At 38.4% G+C, this 19,698-nt stretch carries 16 protein-coding genes, 1 riboswitch and 1 other annotated feature; of the genes, 6 read left to right on the top strand and 10 right to left on the bottom strand.

Annotated elements, in window-relative coordinates; translation table 11 throughout:
• Positions 1 to 71: 71 nt before the first annotated feature.
• Positions 72 to 815 (bottom strand): TerC family protein, encoded by a 744-nt coding sequence (locus ACQKN2_RS19690; protein WP_427416449.1) that lies wholly within the window; start codon positions 813 to 815, stop codon positions 72 to 74.
• Between the two features lie 223 nt (positions 816 to 1,038).
• Here ACQKN2_RS19690 and ilvA point away from each other — a divergent pair, with 223 nt between their 5' ends.
• Positions 1,039 to 2,301, top strand: a complete 1,263-nt coding sequence (gene ilvA, locus ACQKN2_RS19685) for a threonine ammonia-lyase IlvA (RefSeq protein ID WP_427416448.1) — start codon at positions 1,039 to 1,041, stop codon at positions 2,299 to 2,301.
• A 202-nt stretch (positions 2,302 to 2,503) separates the two neighbouring features.
• Here ilvA and ACQKN2_RS19680 read toward each other — a convergent pair whose 3' ends face one another.
• From ACQKN2_RS19680 to ACQKN2_RS19660, 5 genes are all read right to left on the bottom strand, one after another.
• Positions 2,504 to 3,469: a nuclease-related domain-containing protein gene (locus tag ACQKN2_RS19680; protein ID WP_427416447.1), complete on the bottom strand. Its 966-nt coding sequence runs from the start codon at positions 3,467 to 3,469 to the stop codon at positions 2,504 to 2,506.
• 193 nt (positions 3,470 to 3,662) lie between these two features.
• On the bottom strand, positions 3,663 to 4,457 hold the full coding sequence (locus ACQKN2_RS19675) for an ABC transporter ATP-binding protein (protein ID WP_427416446.1): 795 nt from the start codon (positions 4,455 to 4,457) through the stop codon (positions 3,663 to 3,665).
• Positions 4,450 to 5,478: an ABC transporter permease gene (locus ACQKN2_RS19670; protein WP_323648830.1), complete on the bottom strand. Its 1,029-nt coding sequence runs from the start codon at positions 5,476 to 5,478 to the stop codon at positions 4,450 to 4,452. Before ACQKN2_RS19670 ends, ACQKN2_RS19675 begins: the two co-directional genes overlap by 8 nt.
• 472 nt (positions 5,479 to 5,950) lie before the next feature.
• Positions 5,951 to 6,973, bottom strand: coding sequence for an ABC transporter substrate-binding protein (locus ACQKN2_RS19665; RefSeq protein WP_427416445.1), 1,023 nt, complete (start codon positions 6,971 to 6,973; stop codon positions 5,951 to 5,953).
• Between the two features lie 343 nt (positions 6,974 to 7,316).
• The gene (locus tag ACQKN2_RS19660; protein WP_427416444.1) at positions 7,317 to 7,865 is read right to left on the bottom strand and encodes a TetR/AcrR family transcriptional regulator; all 549 of its coding nucleotides are present in this window, start codon (positions 7,863 to 7,865) and stop codon (positions 7,317 to 7,319) included.
• A 136-nt stretch (positions 7,866 to 8,001) separates the two neighbouring features.
• Between ACQKN2_RS19660 and ACQKN2_RS19655 the strand changes: the two genes are divergently transcribed.
• From ACQKN2_RS19655 to trpB, 4 genes are all read left to right on the top strand, one after another.
• Positions 8,002 to 8,256 carry a hypothetical protein gene (locus tag ACQKN2_RS19655; protein ID WP_427416443.1) on the top strand — a complete coding sequence of 85 codons (255 nt, stop codon included), beginning with the start codon at positions 8,002 to 8,004 and terminating at the stop codon, positions 8,254 to 8,256.
• Positions 8,257 to 8,359: 103 nt separating this feature from the next.
• Entirely contained in the window at positions 8,360 to 8,755 is a 396-nt protein-coding gene (locus tag ACQKN2_RS19650) for a DUF1259 domain-containing protein (protein ID WP_427416442.1), read from the top strand.
• Positions 8,756 to 9,153: 398 nt separating this feature from the next.
• Positions 9,154 to 9,198: riboswitch (PreQ1 riboswitch) on the top strand.
• A gap of 6 nt (positions 9,199 to 9,204) precedes the next feature.
• Positions 9,205 to 9,687: a QueT transporter family protein gene (locus tag ACQKN2_RS19645; RefSeq protein WP_427416441.1), complete on the top strand. Its 483-nt coding sequence runs from the start codon at positions 9,205 to 9,207 to the stop codon at positions 9,685 to 9,687.
• Positions 9,688 to 9,772: 85 nt separating this feature from the next.
• Positions 9,773 to 9,972 (top strand) — a binding site (T-box leader).
• Positions 9,973 to 10,031: 59 nt separating this feature from the next.
• On the top strand, positions 10,032 to 11,195 hold the full coding sequence (trpB, locus tag ACQKN2_RS19640; protein WP_427416440.1) for a tryptophan synthase subunit beta: 1,164 nt from the start codon (positions 10,032 to 10,034) through the stop codon (positions 11,193 to 11,195).
• A gap of 41 nt (positions 11,196 to 11,236) precedes the next feature.
• Here the strand turns inward: trpB and ACQKN2_RS19635 are convergent, their stop codons facing one another.
• The 3 genes from ACQKN2_RS19635 to ACQKN2_RS19625 all read right to left on the bottom strand — a co-directional run bounded on the left by ACQKN2_RS19635 (position 11,237) and on the right by ACQKN2_RS19625 (position 16,371).
• Positions 11,237 to 12,862, bottom strand: a complete 1,626-nt coding sequence (locus ACQKN2_RS19635) for a long-chain fatty acid--CoA ligase (RefSeq protein WP_427416439.1) — start codon at positions 12,860 to 12,862, stop codon at positions 11,237 to 11,239.
• Positions 12,863 to 13,397: 535 nt separating this feature from the next.
• Positions 13,398 to 14,351, bottom strand: coding sequence for an L-threonine 3-dehydrogenase (locus ACQKN2_RS19630; RefSeq protein WP_427416438.1), 954 nt, complete (start codon positions 14,349 to 14,351; stop codon positions 13,398 to 13,400).
• Between the two features lie 346 nt (positions 14,352 to 14,697).
• A complete protein-coding gene (locus ACQKN2_RS19625; RefSeq protein WP_427416437.1) occupies positions 14,698 to 16,371 on the bottom strand; it encodes a methyl-accepting chemotaxis protein in 1,674 nt (557 codons plus the stop codon).
• Between the two features lie 405 nt (positions 16,372 to 16,776).
• Here ACQKN2_RS19625 and ACQKN2_RS19620 point away from each other — a divergent pair, with 405 nt between their 5' ends.
• On the top strand, positions 16,777 to 17,946 hold the full coding sequence (locus ACQKN2_RS19620) for an FtsW/RodA/SpoVE family cell cycle protein (protein ID WP_427416436.1): 1,170 nt from the start codon (positions 16,777 to 16,779) through the stop codon (positions 17,944 to 17,946).
• 371 nt (positions 17,947 to 18,317) lie between these two features.
• Here ACQKN2_RS19620 and ACQKN2_RS19615 read toward each other — a convergent pair whose 3' ends face one another.
• The gene (locus ACQKN2_RS19615; RefSeq protein WP_427416435.1) at positions 18,318 to 19,676 is read right to left on the bottom strand and encodes an aspartate aminotransferase family protein; all 1,359 of its coding nucleotides are present in this window, start codon (positions 19,674 to 19,676) and stop codon (positions 18,318 to 18,320) included.
• Between the last annotated feature and the right edge of the window lie 22 nt (positions 19,677 to 19,698).

The following is a 19,698-nucleotide window of genomic DNA, read 5'->3' as shown; positions in this document are numbered from 1 at the left end:
GCTTTAGTTTCGATACTAACAATAAAGCGGTTTTGTTCTCTTTCTAAATGGAGAACAGAACCGCTTTTATGTTAAGCGACCTTCATTTTTTTCAAGAAATGTATCATGAAGGTTATAGCAAATATAATAATTAACACAACAAAAAACATATAATGTGGAACGTGAATACCGATGACGCTAGCTAGCATTTTCAGTGCAATAATGCCAATAATAATAAATGCTGTTGCCTCTAATTCTGGTATTTTTTCAATAATGATTAAAAATAAGCCTGCAATCGTTCTCATCATTAAAATACCTAGCATTCCCCCGATTAGTAATATCCAAATTTGATTGGATATCGCAAAAGCCGCAAAAATCGCATCAATTGAAAAGGCAATGTCCATCAGTTCTACAGAAATAACCGTTGCCCAAAACGTGCCAAAAAGACGAACCAACAACCCTGTTTTTTTCATCTCCTTGGCACTATCGGCTTCCCCAATCTGTAAGAAATGAGCGACACATAGCCAACCTAAATACAGAGCTCCTAGCAATTTAATAAACCAAAATTCTACCAAATAAACGCCTATCCCAATAAATAAAAATCGGAAAAAATAGGCCCCAAACATTCCGTACATTAATGCACGTTTGCGTTGCTTGTTTGGCAAATGCTTTACTAGCACTGCTAATACAAGCGCGTTATCAGCCGAAAGTAAACCTTCTATTATAATGAGTGTTGATATTAACCCCCAAGATACAGGGTCAGTCAAAATTTCTTTCCACATTTCCCAATCGAAAAATTGAATGTATGTAGATAGAATTCCTTGAATGATTTCCAATTACATACCCTCCTACTTGTCCTAAGGTATTCTAGTATATGCTGTACCATTTTCGTTATGAGGAAATGTGTGCATCCTTTATTTCTCCAAAAAATTCTCGAAGAAATCAATTTTGCATTAAATAGACACCGAAAATTTAGAATTTACTAAAAATTAGTGACAAAAAGCTTATAAAGTGTGCTATCATAGATAAATGTTTTAACGCATACGGAGGATGAATATTATGGAAGCTGCTGACACTAGAACCGTGCAAGTAGAAAATATCTTGATTGCACATCATTTTTTAAAAGACGTAGTGGTGCACACGCCGCTACAAAAGAATGACTATTTATCCGAGAAATACGGAGCTCATATTTATTTTAAACGCGAAGATTTACAGCATGTACGCTCATTTAAACTGCGCGGTGCCTATTATAAGATTAAAAAAATTGAAGAAGAGGCTCGTAAAGCTGGCGTTGTTTGTGCAAGTGCGGGCAATCATGCTCAAGGTGTTGCCTACGCCTGTGCACAATTGAAAATTCAAGCAAGTATTTTTATGCCTCAAACAACACCTAAGCAAAAAATTGATCAAGTGCGTATGTTTGGTCGTGATTATGTAGAAATTATTTTATCAGGCGATACCTTTGATGACTCTGCAGAAAGTGCTTTCGCTTACTGTGAAGAACACGATAAAATCTTTATTCATCCATTTGATGATTTTGATGTCATTGCTGGTCAAGGAACGGTCGCTGTTGAAATTATGAATGACATGGAGGAGCCAATTGACTACGTATTTGGTAGTATTGGTGGCGGTGGCTTAATGTCCGGTGTTTCTGCCTATGTGAAAAACCTTTCTCCTCATAGCAAAATTATCGGTGTAGAACCTGCTGGGGCAGGCAGTATGAAGGCTGCATTTGCAGAAGGTGGTGCAGTGGCACTTGATTGGATTGACAAGTTTGTAGATGGGGCTGCGGTAAAATGCGTCGGTAATCACACATATGATGTTTGTCGTCGCTACTTAGACGACATCGTCCTAGTACCAGAAGGAAAAGTATGTACAACAATCTTAGATCTTTACAATAAACACGCCATTATCGCAGAGCCTGCTGGTGCATTATCAGTAGCAGCTCTCGACACTTATAAAGAGGAAATTAAAGGAAAATCAGTCGTTATCATCATTAGTGGTGGTAATAATGACATCGGTCGTATGCAGGAAATTAAAGAAAAATCTTTAATTCACGAAGGCTTACTATACTACTTCATTGTAAGCTTCCCACAGCGTGCAGGCGCCCTTCGCCAATTCCTAACTAGCGTTCTAGGACCAAATGACGACATTACAACTTTCGAATATACAAAGAAAAACAACAGAGAAAGTGGTCCTGCCTTAGTCGGTATCGAGCTCGGTAATCGCGAAGACTACGACGGCTTACTAGTACGCATGAATGAATTCGGCTTCAAATACAAAGAAGTAAACAACGACATCCAACTATTTGGCTTACTAGTCTAGAATAAAGAGTCACACTTGCTATGCGAGTGTGGCTTTTTTTGCGGGAATGAGAGATTTATCGAGGAACTTTTGAGATTTATCGAGAACTTTTGATTGTTTATCGAGACTTTTTTGAGGTTTATCGAAACTTTTCTCTTGTTTATCGACATCTACCTTACAAGCGACACTATCTGACCGCACCGATAGTTTACGTCGCTTACATTTAATCTAACAATTTGGCAGGAATTATATATTTTCTATTTTTATTTTCACCTATCGCTTCAAATTTTAACTTTTTCAATAAATAATAAACAGCCTTTTCTGAGTCAATATCAAAAAAATCACGAAACTGAGCATTTGTAATATTGTTGCTCATCATTAATCGAAAATCATGTAATGCGACTAGCATCGATTGATTATCAATCGATTGGCAATTGCTACAACGCCATTTCCCATGGGTGTAACGTAGGACATGGTCAAAATGACAATGCGAGCATAGCGCACCTTTCTTCAATTCATCCACATTAATATCTAGGGTCCATTGAATTGGTTTGTGCCTCGTTAAAATATGCGCTGATAATTCTCTCAAATCTTTTTCACTTAGACAGACTTGTTGATGCTGCTTGAACAGTTGATCTATCCTTTCTGCCAAACCACTTACATGAATAATTGGCTGGGACAAGAAAGTGGACGTCATTATCATATTCGTATTTGCAGAAACGACTATATATTCAATAGGTATATGATGCCCGCTCATTTGAAATAGCCTACGCAAAAACCTAGCATGTCGCTTCACTTGATCAAAGGGATTTCTAAAGCCATCTACTCTGCCATCAGAAGTAATTCGAATAAATTGATGGTTATCTTCCATATATTCTACATAACCAACAATATTTTTGATTTCTACGATTAGCACAAAATGTTGGGACATAAATAATGTATCCATTTGATGTCTCGATCCACCAGCACTCTCAGCCTTAAGCTCTACATCATGCAATAAATAATACGCATGCTCCAAATAGATTTCCCGCCATTCTCGATCTACTCGTTGCTCACCAGCAATGCCAGCCTTTGTTCTTCCTAGCATTTCTTGAAAATAATTATACTTAGCGTGAGATTTCGGTAACCACCTCTCAATCATTTCTAACACGCGTTGCTTTGATGAAACTCCCCGCTTTTTCAGTAGCATATGTTCACCTCCTTTAGCTAGATTATAATGCACTTTATCGAAAGAGTTTGCTTATTTATCGAGAACTTTTGATTGTTTATCGACCAACTTTATCGATTTATCGACCTACTTTTTTAATTTATCACCCAACTTCTTAAAAATATCGACATCCATCAAAAAACGCTCATACCTATGTATGAGCGTTTCGTTATTATTATCCTAGTAACGCACGGTCTGAGTTCATTTTCTCACCGCGGATACGTTCGAACTCTGCCATTAAATCCGGGATGGTTAATTCATGCTTGCGATCCTCGCCAACCTCTAAAATGATTTGACCTTTATCCATCATAATCAGTCGATTTCCTAAGTCTAATGCTTGTTGCATATTGTGCGTGACCATTAATGTCGTTAAGTTGTCTTTCTCAACTAAATATTTCGTAATACGTGTGATTAACTCTGCACGAGATGGGTCAAGTGCTGCCGTATGCTCATCTAGCAATAAAATCGAAGGCTTCGTAAAGGTTGCCATTAAAAGAGACAGCGCTTGACGCTCCCCTCCGGAAAGTAAGCCGACTTTTGCAGATAGACGGTTTTCCAAATTTAAACCTAACATCTGTAAAGATTCCTTAAAAAATTCACGACGCTTTTTATCAACACCGAAGCGCATGCCTCTACTCTTATTACGTGAATAAGCTAATGCTAAATTTTCCTCAATTGTCATTGTTGGTGCTGTACCAGCCATTGGATCCTGGAAGACACGACCGATGTAATGGGAGCGCTTATATTCTGGTAAAGTTGTTACTTCATTTCCATCAATTGAAACCGTGCCGAAGTCTGGTGTTAGTGCGCCAGAAATCATATTCATCACGGTCGATTTACCAGCACCATTACTACCGATAATTGTGACAAAATCCCCTGGCTTTAAGTGTAAATCTATTTCTGCAAGTGCTATTTTTTCATCAGGCGTACCTTCATTGAAAACCTTATTAATATCTTTTAATTTAAGCAAGGCCCTTCCCTCCTTGCTCAACCGTCTTTACTCGTGTCTTCTCTGCTGCGCGCTTCACTTTGCGTTTGCGCTCCTTACTCTTATTGATAAATTGAGGTAAAATCAACGCGATAATAACAATGATAGCTGTGATTAATTTCATATCTCCTGAATCAAGGAAATCTACTCGTAATGCTAGCGCTAAAATAATGCGGTAAATGATAGCTCCAGCAATGACAGCGAAAGTTGTGCGCATAATCGTTTTTGTACCGAAGATTGCTTCGCCGATAATTACAGATGCCAGACCGATAACAATCATCCCAATTCCCATACTTACATCTGAGAACTTCGAATATTGCGCGATTAAAGCTCCAGAAAATGCGACAAGTGCATTAGAAAGTCCTAACCCAAGAATAATAAGAGTATCTGTATTTGCCGAGAAGCTACGAATCATACGCTTATTATCACCAGTTGCTCGAATAGCGAGGCCGATCTCTGTTTTCAAGAACCAGTCTGCAATGAACTTAATTAAAATCGTGATGATTAATACTACGATAATCGTGCTCCATGTTGAAGGTAGTTGCGGAACACCGAAGCCTTTTAGTAAGTTATTTAATGCTGTATCGATTCCCAAATTACTCCAAAACGCTTGAAACTTTGAAAATAAAGTCTCTGAATTTAATAGTGGAATATTCGGGCGACCTATCGTATTTTCTGCAGTCGATCCCATAATACGTAGATTAATAGAATATAAAGCAATCATCATTAAAATCCCCGATAACAAAGGATTAATTTTCCCCTTTGTGTGAAGAATTCCTGTCATACATCCAGCAATAAATCCAGCAACCATGGCTACTAAAGTCGCTAAGATCGGGTGGTAGCCAAGCAGAATCATCGTCGCTGCTGTAGCCGCTCCTGTTACAAAGCTTCCATCAACCGTTAAATCCGGAAAATCTAACACGCGGAATGTTAAATACACACCAAGTGCCATAATTGCATAGATGATCCCTTGCTCCATCGCGCCAAATATTGCTAAAAACATAATTGAATCATCTCCTAATTTTTCTTAATATATAATTTGGCTCATCTCCATAACTTGAAGTTGATTTCCGTTCCGGCTGGGCGCTTTCCTGGGGGCGTCCGATGAGCCGCTTCACTCGCGATGCTCGCTCCAGGGTCTCGGACCAACATGATGTTGGTCACGAAGGCGTTATCACAGGATGTGATACTCTTAGCCTTCGTTCCTCTATTGCTAATCCCCAAGGAGTCGCCCAACCTCCACTCCAATCAACTTATCCACATGGCATACTTTTAACAAGACTTGAACCATAACCTTCTCAATAAGGTGAAACTAGAAAAGATTATCCCATCATACTTGTGAATCAATACATAATTCTAAATAGCACGGTGATTCTTGCCTCATAATTGATTTCAATTTTTACGCTTAAAGAAGATAAAGCGGAGGCAGTTTTAGTTCTCCCCCGCTTCGCTCCATAGATGATCATATCAGGTCATTACTTTTCTAAAAGCTCTGCACCCCAAGAATCTTTAATGTCGATTCCTAAATCATCCGCTACTTTTTTATTGATTAATAGTTTTAGCTTTTGTGGATATTGAGCTGGAATATCAGCAGGAGTTGCTTCACCTTTTAGAATCTTCACAGCCATTTGCCCTGCTTCATAACCAATGTCATAATATTCAAAACCATATGCAGCTAAGCCACCACGTGCCACAGAGTCAAGCTCTCCTACAACTAGTGGTAGTTTATTAGCATTCGCTACATCAATGACAGACTCTAGTGCCGAAACTACTGTATTATCAGTAATGATATAGAATGCATCGGCTTTACCGATTAACGATTCAGCAGCTTGTTTTACTTCTGCAGACGTTGCCGCAGATGCCTCAACCACTGTTAAACCTTGCTCACCCATCACTTTTTTCACTTCTTTTACTTGTGCCACTGAGTTTTGCTCACCAGCGTTGTAAACCATACCTACTTTTTTCGCACCCAAATCCTTTAAGAACGCCACTGTTTTCGAAATAGTATCAGGATGTAAATCGATCGTTCCTGTTACATTTTTTCCTGGCTTCTCCATAGAGGTAATGAGCTGTGCGCCAACAGCATCTGTTACAGAAGTAAAGACAATTGGAATATTACTAGTTGCTGTCGCTGCCGCTTGTGCGGAAGGCGTAGAGTTCGCAAAGATTAAATCTACGTTGGCACTTACTAGATTGTTAGCAATCGTCGTGTTAAGACTGTTATCCCCTTGCGCTAGTTGTGAATCGTATTCTACTTTTAAGCCAGATTCTTCAATTGCTTTTTTGAAACCTTCAGTTGCTGCATTTAAAGATGGATGCTCTACAATTTGAGTAATCCCAATCTTATATGTTTTAGCATCTGTAGTGTCGCTCCCACTTGCATTATTCGTTTCGTTCCCTTTCGAATCCGACGTACTAGAACCACTGCTACCACAAGCAGCTAGCAGTAAAACTAACCCAAATAACAGGAACGAAAGCTTTTTTAAATTACTTTTCACAAATAATCCCCCCGATTTTAATCTCTGATTTTTCTCACACTTTATCCAAGCGAAGTGTGAACGTATCGCTATATTATCTTTAATAGCGATGTTCGTCAACAACATTATGAATGTTCTGACTATTAGATTCAGTAAAATATTTTTCCTTTTCGCTTAATTTGTCGCTTTAAACCGCTAAACTACGCTATTTTAACAAAATGATTTCTTTTTCTGACATAATAAAATTTTTTTTGACAATTTAGCGAAGTTATTTTTCTGACATCTAATTTTAATATATGCAAAAAAAGAACCTGACATTCTCAAATTGGAAATGTCAGGCCATCATAACATGTAAAATTCACTCTTACTTTTTCAAGATATCTACTAACCAACTACTTTGCGGTAACGGAATATCAGGGAAGCATACGTACGTTTGAGCAACACCTTGAATTGCAGAATAGAAACAACCCGCAAGTGCTTTAGAATCACCCTCTCGTACTACTCCCTTAACTTGCCCCTCTTTTACTAAACTTTCAATTCCCTCAGATGCAGCAAGATCCTTAGCAACTTGTTGAATTGTATCTGGTAAGTTACTTGCGATTTGCGTTTGAGCAACTAACATTAATAGTTTTGCCGATAGTGGATGCGATTTAAAGGAGTCCAGTATCGAAGTAACAATCACATTTATATACTCTAACGGTTGTGCAAATTCTCCTTCAGAAATCCCAATTACAGACATACTAGCTTTAGCTCGATTTAAAAGTTCAAGGTATACCTCTTCCTTAGAGCCGAAATAATGAAACAGTAATCCTTGGCTAATTCCAACTGCGTCACCAATCTCTTTAGTTGTAGTCCCCTGATAACCGTTTCTAATAAACAAATCTAAGCCCGCGTTTAGAATTTGCTCCCGCATTATGTATAGTAAAAAGCCACACCTGATTAGATGTGACTTAACTTTTCTACAAAAATGTTCACTTTAGTCCCCCTTTTTACATTTAACGCATATGATGCAAATGAGGTTAGTGCTGTTCCCAAAAAGGAGGAATATCATGAATAATGATGATATCGATTTAAATCAGCCGTCTTATTCACAAGATAAACAAAATGCAACTACAGGAAATATTGATACAATCATTTCTAATCTATGTGACAGTCTATTTGCTTTTGCTCTGGATTTCGCCTTAAATGCCTTAGAGTATACAAAAGAATTGGATGAGGAATTAGAATATACAGATGAATTCAAGCAACAAGTAGACGATTTAATTTTGGAAATAGAAGAAATTAGAAATATTTTAGAGGAGTAATTTCAAATCGGAAACCCGTTATCTCAGGATGGTGATATGTTTACGTACTACTTTCGCGCCAAGACATCCTCATTATAAATATAAAAAAGGAGAGGTGTCTAAAATGCAAAGCTTTCAAGATATGTGTACAAAATTTGCACAGATTGCCAACGGAAAAGCTTCTGTGGAACATGGCGTATGCTCAGTAAAACTTCATCGAAGCCTTCATGTGAAGATTCAAGGTCGCCCAAGTCGCAGTGCACTTCATGCTGGAATAACATTCGAATCGCTTGATATATATGGAAATGCACTTAACTTAGGTGAAATAGTAGTACTTCAAAAGGAATTACAGCCATTTGTTAAGGTACTCGCAGAAAATAACTTGATTATAAGTGCTGTTCATAATCATTGGATATATTCGGACCCAGCTATTTTGTACGTCCATTTTCAATCAATAGAGCCTCCATTAACCTTTGCTCAAAAATTTGCTCAAGCATTTAGTGTTTTAAAAAACTATTGAAATGGTCACTGGATCAATTATGCCTCGGCATAATTGCGTCCGGATTCCGTGACATCCTCCGGTGGCTTAACTTCTTTCAGCAGGTATTTGGACACCCGCTGAAAAGTAGCTTAAATCTGCATTCATCTCGCTTCGCTTTCGCTACCAAAACACTTGCTGAAAGAAGTTAAAAGAACTGCTTAAAACAGTTCTTTTAACAAGTACCAGATAGACATGACTTCTAACTTTCGAGGTTACTCGCCACTTGATATTTCTGTATAATTTTCCAGTTAGTGCACAAGCCCCTTTTCATAGGTGCATTGTCATTAAGGAGCTTTGAGCAAGATCTAACTATTATCGTATATTTTTTACCCTTGGCTATTTACAAATAAGCATGAACACTGATATGATTGCATTTGCTTCACGTGGTTCGTAACCATCCCACGCAAAAAAACTAAGGAGAAATAAATATGAAAATAAAATTTTTAGCAACGAGTGGCATTATTGCAGCACTCTATATTGCTATAACATTGCTAGTCACACCATTTGGCTTTACCGAGGTGCAGTTCCGTATATCGGAAATGTTTAACCATCTAGTTGCATTTAATCCGCGCTTTGCGGTTGGGATCATTATTGGTGTGTTTATCTCCAATCTATTTTCACCACTCGGCATATACGATTTAGTTTTCGGTGTAGGCCATTCGATGATTACCCTTGGATTGCTCATTCTTATTTGTAAATTTGTCAAAAATATTTGGGCACGTTTAATCATCAATACATTGTTATTTACTTGCACAATGTTCATTATTGCTTTTGAATTAAACTTAGCATTAGAATTACCATTCTTCTGGACTTGGTTAACTGTTGCTGCAGGTGAATTTGTTGTTTTAGCGGTTGGTGCACCGATTATGTACCTATTGAATAAACGCTTAAACTTCAAAAACTTAATTTAACAGACGGATCTTTTTAGATTCGTCTTTTTTTATTTCTTGAAAGATGCCTTGACAATAATCTGAAATTACCTTACAATTCTTTTCAATAAATGCGAAGAAAAAGAATAGTAGCAAGCCTAGTACTTAAAGAGAGCTGATGGTTGGTGCAAATCAGTAGTACCTACTTGTGAATGGACTTTGGAGCAGCCTCATCAAATGTGAGGACGAAGTTACTCCCCGTTATCGGAGTACGAAAGCGCGCATTTTTTGCGAATGAAGGTGGCACCACGGTTACTCGTCCTTTTTACAGAAGGATTGTAGTGGCTTTTTTTTATGGAAAAATTAGATAGAGGAGTCGAGAAAAGATGAGTACAGTAGCAGAGAAAAAAGGATATTTCGGTGAATTTGGCGGTAGCTTTGTTCCCGATGAGCTTCAAAATGTTTTAAGTATTTTAGATGAAAACTTTCAAAAATATAAAGACGATGAAGACTTTAATAAAGAGCTAGATTATTATTTCCGTGAATATGTTGGGCGCAAATCTCCACTTTATTTTGCTGAAAATTTAACAAAACAATTAGGTGGCGCAAAAATTTATTTAAAACGTGAAGATCTTAACCATACAGGTTCACATAAAATTAATAACGTTCTTGGACAGATTTTATTGGCCAAGCGCATGGGTGCTCATCGTGTTATCGCTGAAACAGGTGCAGGTCAGCATGGTGTAGCAACAGCAACTGCATGTGCAATGTTCGGGATGGATTGCACAATTTATATGGGCTTAGAAGATACTAAGCGCCAAGCATTAAACGTCTTCCGTATGGAGCTTCTTGGTGCAAAGGTAGTAGCTGTTGATAAAGGTCAAGGACGACTAAAAGATGCAGTGGATGAAGCATTTGCTGATTTAGTAGAAAACTATGAAACGACTTTCTATTTACTAGGTTCTGCTGTTGGGCCTCACCCGTTCCCTTCAATGGTGAAGCATTTCCAATCCGTCATTAGCCGTGAAAGTCGCAAACAAATTTTAGAAAAAGAAGGCAAGCTACCTGCAGCAGTACTTGCTTGTGTCGGCGGCGGTAGTAATGCAATCGGTGCGTTTGCGGAATATATTGCAGATGAACAGGTTCGCCTCATCGGCATTGAACCAGATAAGGCTGCCACATTAAATGAAGGAACACCTGGAGAATTACACGGCTTCAAATGCTTAGTACTGCAAGATGCAGAGGGCAATCCATTACCAACCTATTCGATTGCCGCTGGACTAGATTATCCTGGAGCTGGTCCAGAGCATAGCCATTTAAAAACTATTGGTCGTGGAGAATATGTAACGGTGACGAATGAAGAGGTGCTCGAAGCATTCCAAGTACTATCAAAGGTTGAAGGCATTATTCCTGCACTTGAAAGCTCACACGCTGTGGCTCATGCACTAAAGCTTGCGCCAACATTATCTTCAGAAGAGAGCATTATTATCAATATCTCTGGCCGTGGAGACAAAGACGTAGAACAAGTATTTCAAATGTTAAATAAATAAAAATGAAGAGCGATTTCCAAAAAGGGAAATCGCTCTTTTAACTATACGAATGAACCTAATTTCGGATAAATTTCTGCTACATTATCTCTAAGCTTGGCTTTCAGAAACTTTCCAACTGATGTTTTTGGAATTTCATCTAAAAATACCACATCATCTGGTACCCACCATTTTGCAAACTGACTTTCTAAAAACGCAAGAAGCTCCTCTTCACTTGCTGACATTCCTTCCTTCAATACTACGCAAGCTAGCGGGCGTTCTTGCCATTTGACATGCGGAATTGCAATAACTGCCGCTTCTAACACAGCGTCATGAGTCATTAATGTATTTTCTAAATCAACTGAGGATATCCACTCCCCACCTGATTTAATTAAATCCTTTGTACGATCTGTTATTTTGATAAAGCCATCCTCTGTTCGTACCGCAATATCCCCTGTATATAACCAACCGTCTCGATAGGCATCATTTGTACGTTCATCGCGATAATACTCGTGTGAAATCCATGGGCCTCGTAAACGTAACTCACCCATCGTCTCTCCATCCCATGGTACTTCCCCATGGTCGTTTATAATACTCGATTCAATACCAGCCATCGTCATCCCTTGCGTTGCTCGCGCTTCAATACGCTTTTCAATAGGCCATTCATCCATCCAAGACATATAATTTGATAACGCTACAATCGGTGTTGTTTCAGTCATGCCATACACGACAATATACGGAATGCCATACTGCTCTTCAAACGTACGAATAAGTCGAGTAGGTGAAGCAGAGCCGCCACAACAAATAGCACGTAGCGAACTTATATCTCGCTCACGCTTCTCCTGTTCCTGCAACGCACCAATCCAAATTGTCGGCACTCCAGCCGTTAATGTAACTTTCTCCTGCTCCACTAAATCCAAAATTATTTCCGATGTGAATTGTGGACCAGGCAATACCTGTGTAGCACCTACATTGACACTTGCAAATGGTAAGCCCCATGCATTTGCATGAAACATCGGTACAATTGGCATCACGACATCACGCTCAGAAATGCCCATTGAATCAGACATACTCAGCATCATACTATGTAGCACTAAACCTCGATGTGAATAAACAACCCCTTTTGGATTTCCCGTTGTAGCACTTGTATAGCACATGCCAGCAGGCTCCTCTTCCCCTATATCCTCTGGGAACTGATAGTTTTCATCTGCTGCTGCTAATAAATCCTCATAGGATAATGCATTCGGTAATGTCGTTTCTGGCAAAGTATCCTCATCCGTCATAATAATATAATGTTTCACTGTCTTAAGCTCAGGCGCAATGTTTTCAATAACTGGCAGCATATCTACATCAATCATTAAAATCTCATCTTCTGCATGATTAATAATATAAGTTAAATGCTCTTCTGATAAACGAATATTCACCATGTGCAAAACGGCGCCTGAACATGGTACCGCAAAATAAGCCTCTAAGTGGCGATGCTGATTCCAGGCAAAGGAGCCAACCTTCATCCCTCTTGTCATTCCCAGCTTTGTGAGCGCATCCGCTAAGCGACGCGTCCTTTTCGCCCATTCTCCATATGTTAAACGGTGAATCTTCTGTGGACTCGTCCGTGAAACAATTGTCTTTCTAGCAAAATAAGTTTCTGCACGTTTAAAAAAGTTTGTTAATACTAACGGCGTCTGCATCATAAAAACCATCCATCCCTTCGTATTGTGATTTCCCTCTCTTACCCCTTGTGAAATATCAATAGAATTATAATTGAATACTATTAATATTCTGAATATGATTATATTGGAAAATCATAAATTAAGCTATATATTCCAATAATTTTCTTTTTATTGTAAACTTTTCCTAAAAAACTAGTAAGTTAGGATAACATTTGTTAAAACGTCTACCATGTATATAAGTTGATTGGAGTGGAGGCTGGGCGACTCCTCGGGGATTAGCGATAGAGGAACGAAGGCTAAAAGCATCATATCCTGTGATAACGCCTTCGTGACCAACGTCGTGTTAGCCCGAGACCCTGGAGCGAGCATAGCGAGTGAAGCGGCTCATCGGACGCCCCCAGGAAGCTTTGCTCTGTGCGAAAGCGAAGCGTCAGCAACAAAGCGCCCAGCCGGAACGGAAATCAACCCACGTTATAATAATGGACCTATAGTTGCCCGTCAAAATAAAAAAAGACGAAGAAAACTCAATTGTTTTCTTCATCCGTTTTAATTTTATTTATGAACAAGCTTTTGTTTGTAGTTTAATTTTTAATTTTTCTAGCATATCAACTGTCATTTTTGCTAAGTCATACTGTGCTTTAAAGCCCCATTCTTTTTGTGCCGCTTCTACATTTATAGAATTTGGCCAGCTATCTGCTATCGCTTGACGTACTGGATCAACATTATAATCCATACGGAAATGTGGCAAATGCTTCTTAATTTCCGCCGCAATTTCAGATGGCTCGAAGCTCATTGCAGTGATATTAAAGGCATTGCGATGGATTAGTTTGCTACTATCGGCTTCCATTACATCTACAATAGCTTGCAATGCATCTGGCATGTACATCATGTCCATGTACGTACCTTCTTGAATATAAGATGTGTACTTCCCTTGCTTAATCGCCTCGTAGAATATCTCTACTGCATAGTCTGTCGTACCACCTCCTGGAGGAGTTACGTATGAAATTAACCCTGGGAAGCGTACACCTCGAGTATCTACGCCAAAACGATCGAAATAATAATCGCATAATAGCTCACCAGCAACTTTATTTACCCCATACATTGTTGTTGGACGCTGTAATGTATCCTGTGGCGTATTATCCTTCGGTGTCGATGGACCAAACGCACCTATTGAGCTCGGTGTGAAAAATTGCAAGTTTAACTCACGTGAAACTTCTAACGCATTCATTAAACCACCCATATTTAAATTCCACGCTAGCAACGGATTTTTTTCCGCTGTTGCTGATAATAACGCCGCTAAATGCATCATTGTATCTGCACCAAAATCCTTCGCTAAATCATGCATTCTTTGTCCATCCGTCACGTCCAATACTTCAAACGGACCCTTAGAATGCTCAAGCTTCCGAATATCTGTCGCCAATATGTTGTCCTCTCCATAAATACTACGAAGTTTTTCTACAAGCTCAGAACCTATTTGACCTAGCGCTCCTGTAACCATTATCTTTTCCATTTCTCCAAACCTCCACCTGTGAACAATTGTACTTTTCGAGAGTACAGTAATATATAAATAAACATTGATTTAACAACATTTCTGATGATTATCATTATAATTTGTTCACATTAAAAATACAACCATAATATTTAGAATTTTGAAAGATAGACCATAAAATCCTTTACTATCAGTATATGAGCCCTACGAAATATTGTGCTATCTAAACAAACAAAATACATATGTACACCCACAGAGTACATTTGTTCATTTTAGGCAGTATTTATTTTGTTCAATAAAATGATCCTGCATCTATTAGTCAAAAAAGAACCTCCCTTGTATTCAAAGAAAGGTCCGTTTGTTCTTATTAAATGGAGAAACGCTTTACGGCTATTTGCAAAACTTTTGATACCTTATGTAGCTCTTTAATATAATCATGGAATTGCTGCTGCGCGGTTAACTGATCAGCTGTTAAAGTAGCCACATGTTTAGTTGATGCTGCATTCGTATCCGAAATTGATGTTAACATCACTGCATCTTCACTAACCTTTTTCGTATGGCTGGCAATTTCTTGAACGGCTGCAGATACTTCCACTATATACGGCTTCATTGTATGTACTTTTTCTAAAATTTGATCAAAGCTTGTTGCCGTATCTCCAGTAACTTGTACACCCTTTTCAGTTGCGACTAATACTCCCTCCATCATTTGCACAGCATAGCTAGAATCCAAATGAATGTTTTGTACGATGGACGTAATCGTTTGTGTTGAATGGACTGTCTGCTCCGCAAGCTTGCGTACTTCATTGGCTACAACCGCAAATCCCTTACCGTGCTCCCCTGCTCTAGCGGCCTCAATAGATGCATTTAAGGCTAGGAGGTTTGTTTGCGCCGTAATTTTTTCAATCACCTCAACCATTTGATCGATTGTAGCTGCTCGCTCTACAAGATTAAAAATGGCGGTATTCGATTTTTCAACTGCATGTTTAATAGCCTGTATTTGTGTTAAATTTGCCTGTACAATTTCCGTCCCACTTTCTGCATCCCGTGCAGTTTTATGAGCAAAGTTTTCTACAATCTGTACTTTTTCTAAAATCACTTTCACACCATCCAACACTTCCTCTAGAGATGCTGTATTGGAAGCTAATTTCTCAGTAGAAGCAGCAGTTGCATTTGAAATGGACTGCACATCCTTTGCAATTTTACGCGTCGTGTTAGACGATTGCTCGGAGGATTCCTGCAGTTTCCCAGTCATTTCTTCAACCTCATGTGCACTATTTGAGACTGTGTGAAGCAGTCTTTTCACCTCTGTTACCATTTGATTGTAAGACAATACTACTTCGCCAAGCTCATCCTGTGCCACATAACTGGCATTCGCGGTGAAATCCCCCTGCTCCGCACGCTTTAATAATGACTTCAATTGACGTGTTGGTATATTCACAGCTTTTGTTGCTATAAATCCTATACAGATGACTAACAAAACAACAAATAAACATACTCCTCCTAATAGCCAATAACCAAATTGCACATCTTTCTGATATGTCTGTTGCTGTTCCGTAGCCCTCTGAACCAAATAGCTTTGAATTTCTTCTAGTAATGAATGACTTTGCTGGCTTACAGGTAAATACGACTGAGCATAAAATGGTTGTTGTTCATTGTGACCCAATTGCTTATAGCGATCAATCAAGTCTACTTGCTGTGCTAGCAAGTTCTTCAACTTCTTCATCTGATGGTTCATCTTTTTATCGATTTCTAGACGTTCTAAATCATTTAAAGGCTGCTCAGCATTTTTTAAAAGGGCAGACATTTCTTGATAAGCCCCAGCTGAACTCACTAAATAATCTAATTGTCGTTGTGATTCCTCTAGTTCATTTAACCATCCGATCGGCACAAGACCTTCTGTATAGCTTTCACTTGCATGCCATGACATTTTCCGTAAATAATCAACACTAAAAATACCTAGCAATACATTCGATAGTACACAAACAATCATTAGCACAAGTAGCTTGTCCTTCACCATTATGTATCGAAAAAAACGCATCATCTTCGGCTCCTTCTCCAACTCTTACCAATAATGATAGTATGAAGATATAAAGCTAGTGTTTTGTTTTTGTAAAGATTGCACGAAAAGTTGTGAAATTACAGCGATTTATCTCCGCAAAAAATTATCATATTAAACAGCACATTCCGTTTCAGGCGTTCGTGAACAGCCGGTTTTGCTTACAACACACTCGTAGCAACAAGATATCCCATTTAATGAGGTCAAAAAAAACGAAATGTTATTCTGTTAATCCTTAAAAATACTCATATAGAATCAAATGTAAAATTAAATAATTAGTAAAATTAGTTTATGACTTGTAATTTTTGTAATAATCATTTAACTTGCAACCTTCTGCATTTCCTATCGTTGTCTATTAATAGTTCGGTTTATGAAAAAGGAGGTGTTTGAATGTTACAACTTAAAAAATTAGATAAAACTTTAGTCATTAGCTTGTCATTGCTCGGTATTATTAGTTGTCTCTTTGTCCATTCCAGTAGCACGGTGTTTGAGCAGTATACAAGCTCGTTTATTATAAAGCAGTTATTTTATTACCTAATCGGATTTTTAGTTATGTATGGAGTAGCAACGCTTGATATTGAGCAACTTAAAAAAATAGGATGGCCATTTTATTGGGCGATGGTCTTGCTAACATTTGCTTTATTCATTGCACCCGAAAGTATAGCCCGGACTGTCAATGAGGCGAAGCGTTGGTACCAAATTCCAGTGTTAGGATCATTTCAACCGTCAGAGTTTTTAAAGTTCGCGCTTTTAATCGTTGTCAGTAAGGTTATAGTTGCACATCGAGAAAAATATGTGCGCCCTACCTTTTTAACGGATATGCGACTACTCTTAATCATCGCTATTCTCACTCTCCCCCCTATGCTTGCTGTTTACAAGCAACCTGATACAGGCATGGTCATGCTTTATATGTCGATGATTGTACCTATGATTTTCTTTTCAGGTATCCAAAGAAAATTGCTAATCATCTTTACAGCCATCCCAGTATCAATTCTCAGCGTTGTGGCTATTCTATATGTAAAATTTAATGAATTTTTTACAGACAAAATTTTAAATAAAATGTCAGGGCATCAGATTTCTCGAATTAATGGATGGTTGCAGCCTAATGAATATCCGGACTCATCTTTTCAAACGAGGCAAGGATTTTCAGCAATTGGTACAGGGCAGTTTACCGGAAAAGGTTACATGAAAAATAATGTTTATGTCGTGGAAAAGCATACAGATTTCATTTTCGCAAACATTGCTGAAGAGCTCGGATTCATTGGCGGGGCATTTGTCATTGCTCTTTTGTTCTTCGTTATTTACCGTATTGTTCTTATTACAGTAGAAGCAAAGGACCCATTTATGACGTTGATGGGGGCAGGTATTTCTAGTTTATTAGCTTTCCAAATTACACAAAATATCGGTATGACAATTGGACTTTTACCGGTAACAGGTATGACATTACCATTTTTAAGCTATGGCGGGAGTTCACTCATCTCCAATTTCATGTTAATGGGCATTGTGTTGATTATCTACAATTCTTATAGTGGCTACATGTTTAAAACAACAAAAGAGTAGGTGAACGTGTGTATGAACGATACTTTGAAAAAGAGAATTTTATCTTCATTCAGTAGAAGACTCATATCTTTGAAGGTGGTTAGATGAACATTGATATGGTTCTTTTTCACCGAGCGTCTAACACCTACTGAATGAAGATAAAGCCTCTGGCGGATGTCACGGATTTTGAAAGGAACGAATTGTGCAGGCACAATTCAAAATCCGGACGCAATTACGCCAAGGCGAAATTGATTATTATTACTCTTTCTAACAGGTGGAGTTTTGTTCATACTCATACTGCGCCTCACCTTTCTTATGCTATAAAACACTTAAAAAGCTGTCTCAAAAGTTTTACTACGACTTTTGAGACAGCTTTACTTTTAGATTTTATATTATGCCTTCACTTTATGAATACTATCAATGACAACTTTTATGATTGTATCAAGATCCTCTTGTACAATATTAAGTGGTGGAGATAATGTTAATACATTATTAAAACCTGCAACAGTTGCGCCATTTTTACCTATAATAACACCCTGCTCCTTACATGCAGCAATAACAGCATTTACTTGATTTACTGGTAAAGGCTCCTTCGACGTTTTATCTGCAACTAACTCGATGCCCATTAATAAGCCTTTACCTCGAACATCCCCAACATTCGGGTGATTACCCAATGCTTGCTGAAGTTTTTGAAGGGTAGTAGCTCCAACCTTACTAGATCTTTCAAATAATGCTTCTTGCTGAAGAATCTCAATATTTTTTAATGCAACCGCACACGCGACTGGTGATCCGCCAAATGTATTGACATGGCGGAAATAGCCGTATGCATCAGAGCCAGTGAATGCCTCATAAATTTCCCGTTTTACCGCTGTAGCTGATAATGGTAAGTAGGCACTTGTAATCCCTTTAGCCATTGTAATAATATCTGGTTTTACACCGTAGTTCATGAATCCAAATGGCTTACCTGTTCGACCGAAGCCACAAATTACTTCGTCTACAATCATTAATGCTCCATGTTTTTTACATACTTCCTCAATGCCCTTTAAGTAGTTCTCCGGAGGCATAATGACGCCCCCACCAGTAATAATTGGCTCTAAAATCATCGCAGCTATTGTTTCACTTAGCTCCCACGTCATCGTCTTATCAACAGCCTTGACGCTTGCTAAATCTGTTGGAGCAAGTGTATCACTTTCATGTTCTCGATATTGATCAGGTGGTGCTACATGGATAAAGCCAGGAGATAATGGTTCATATTTATATTTTCGTTCCGCTTGCCCTGTCGCAGCCAATGCGCCATAAGAACTTCCGTGATAGGCACGGTAGCGAGAAACGATTTTATAGCGAGAGCTTTCTCCTTTTTGTTGATGATACTGACGTGCAATTTTAAACGCAGTTTCGTTAGCCTCTGACCCACTATTAGAGAAGAAAATAACATAATCTCCACCAAGCATTTCATTGATTTTTTCAGCCAGTTCAACTGCTGGTAAATGTCCCTGCGATAAAGGAGCATAAGCGTTTTTCATCATTTGCTCATGGGCAACATCTGCTAATTCCTTGCGTCCATAGCCTACATTTACACACCATAATCCTGCCATTGCATCGATGTATTCAACGCCATCTGTATCAACAATCCTTGCACCATTTGATTTTTCTACTACATAGGTTGCTTGTGGATTGTAGGGTTTCATTGAATGCCATACATATTGTTCATCTTTCTTTAAAATATCACTTTTAAGATTTACTTGAACCATATCTATACACCCCTTTATATTA

It is taken from the genome of Lysinibacillus sp. NPDC093688 (assembly GCF_050280145.1).
Taxonomy (GTDB): Bacteria; Bacillota; Bacilli; order Bacillales_A; family Planococcaceae; genus Lysinibacillus; species Lysinibacillus xylanilyticus_B.
This window is presented reverse-complemented; position numbering and strand designations above follow the sequence as displayed.

What these genes read in the sequence shown, in the direction of transcription:
- ACQKN2_RS19645 (WP_427416441.1), top strand. Translation starts at nt 9,205, where the DNA reads ATGAAAATAAAATTTTTAGCAACGAGTGGCATTATTGCAGCACTCTAT.
- ACQKN2_RS19650 (WP_427416442.1), top strand. Translation starts at nt 8,360, where the DNA reads ATGCAAAGCTTTCAAGATATGTGTACAAAATTTGCACAGATTGCCAAC.
- ACQKN2_RS19635 (WP_427416439.1), bottom strand. Translation starts at nt 12,862, where the DNA reads ATGATGCAGACGCCGTTAGTATTAACAAACTTTTTTAAACGTGCAGAA.
- ACQKN2_RS19630 (WP_427416438.1), bottom strand. Translation starts at nt 14,351, where the DNA reads ATGGAAAAGATAATGGTTACAGGAGCGCTAGGTCAAATAGGTTCTGAG.
- trpB (WP_427416440.1), top strand. Translation starts at nt 10,032, where the DNA reads ATGAGTACAGTAGCAGAGAAAAAAGGATATTTCGGTGAATTTGGCGGT.
- ACQKN2_RS19620 (WP_427416436.1), top strand. Translation starts at nt 16,777, where the DNA reads ATGTTACAACTTAAAAAATTAGATAAAACTTTAGTCATTAGCTTGTCA.
- ilvA (WP_427416448.1), top strand. Translation starts at nt 1,039, where the DNA reads ATGGAAGCTGCTGACACTAGAACCGTGCAAGTAGAAAATATCTTGATT.
- ACQKN2_RS19670 (WP_323648830.1), bottom strand. Translation starts at nt 5,478, where the DNA reads ATGTTTTTAGCAATATTTGGCGCGATGGAGCAAGGGATCATCTATGCA.
- ACQKN2_RS19625 (WP_427416437.1), bottom strand. Translation starts at nt 16,371, where the DNA reads ATGATGCGTTTTTTTCGATACATAATGGTGAAGGACAAGCTACTTGTG.
- ACQKN2_RS19660 (WP_427416444.1), bottom strand. Translation starts at nt 7,865, where the DNA reads ATGCGGGAGCAAATTCTAAACGCGGGCTTAGATTTGTTTATTAGAAAC.
- ACQKN2_RS19680 (WP_427416447.1), bottom strand. Translation starts at nt 3,469, where the DNA reads ATGCTACTGAAAAAGCGGGGAGTTTCATCAAAGCAACGCGTGTTAGAA.
- ACQKN2_RS19615 (WP_427416435.1), bottom strand. Translation starts at nt 19,676, where the DNA reads ATGGTTCAAGTAAATCTTAAAAGTGATATTTTAAAGAAAGATGAACAA.
- ACQKN2_RS19655 (WP_427416443.1), top strand. Translation starts at nt 8,002, where the DNA reads ATGAATAATGATGATATCGATTTAAATCAGCCGTCTTATTCACAAGAT.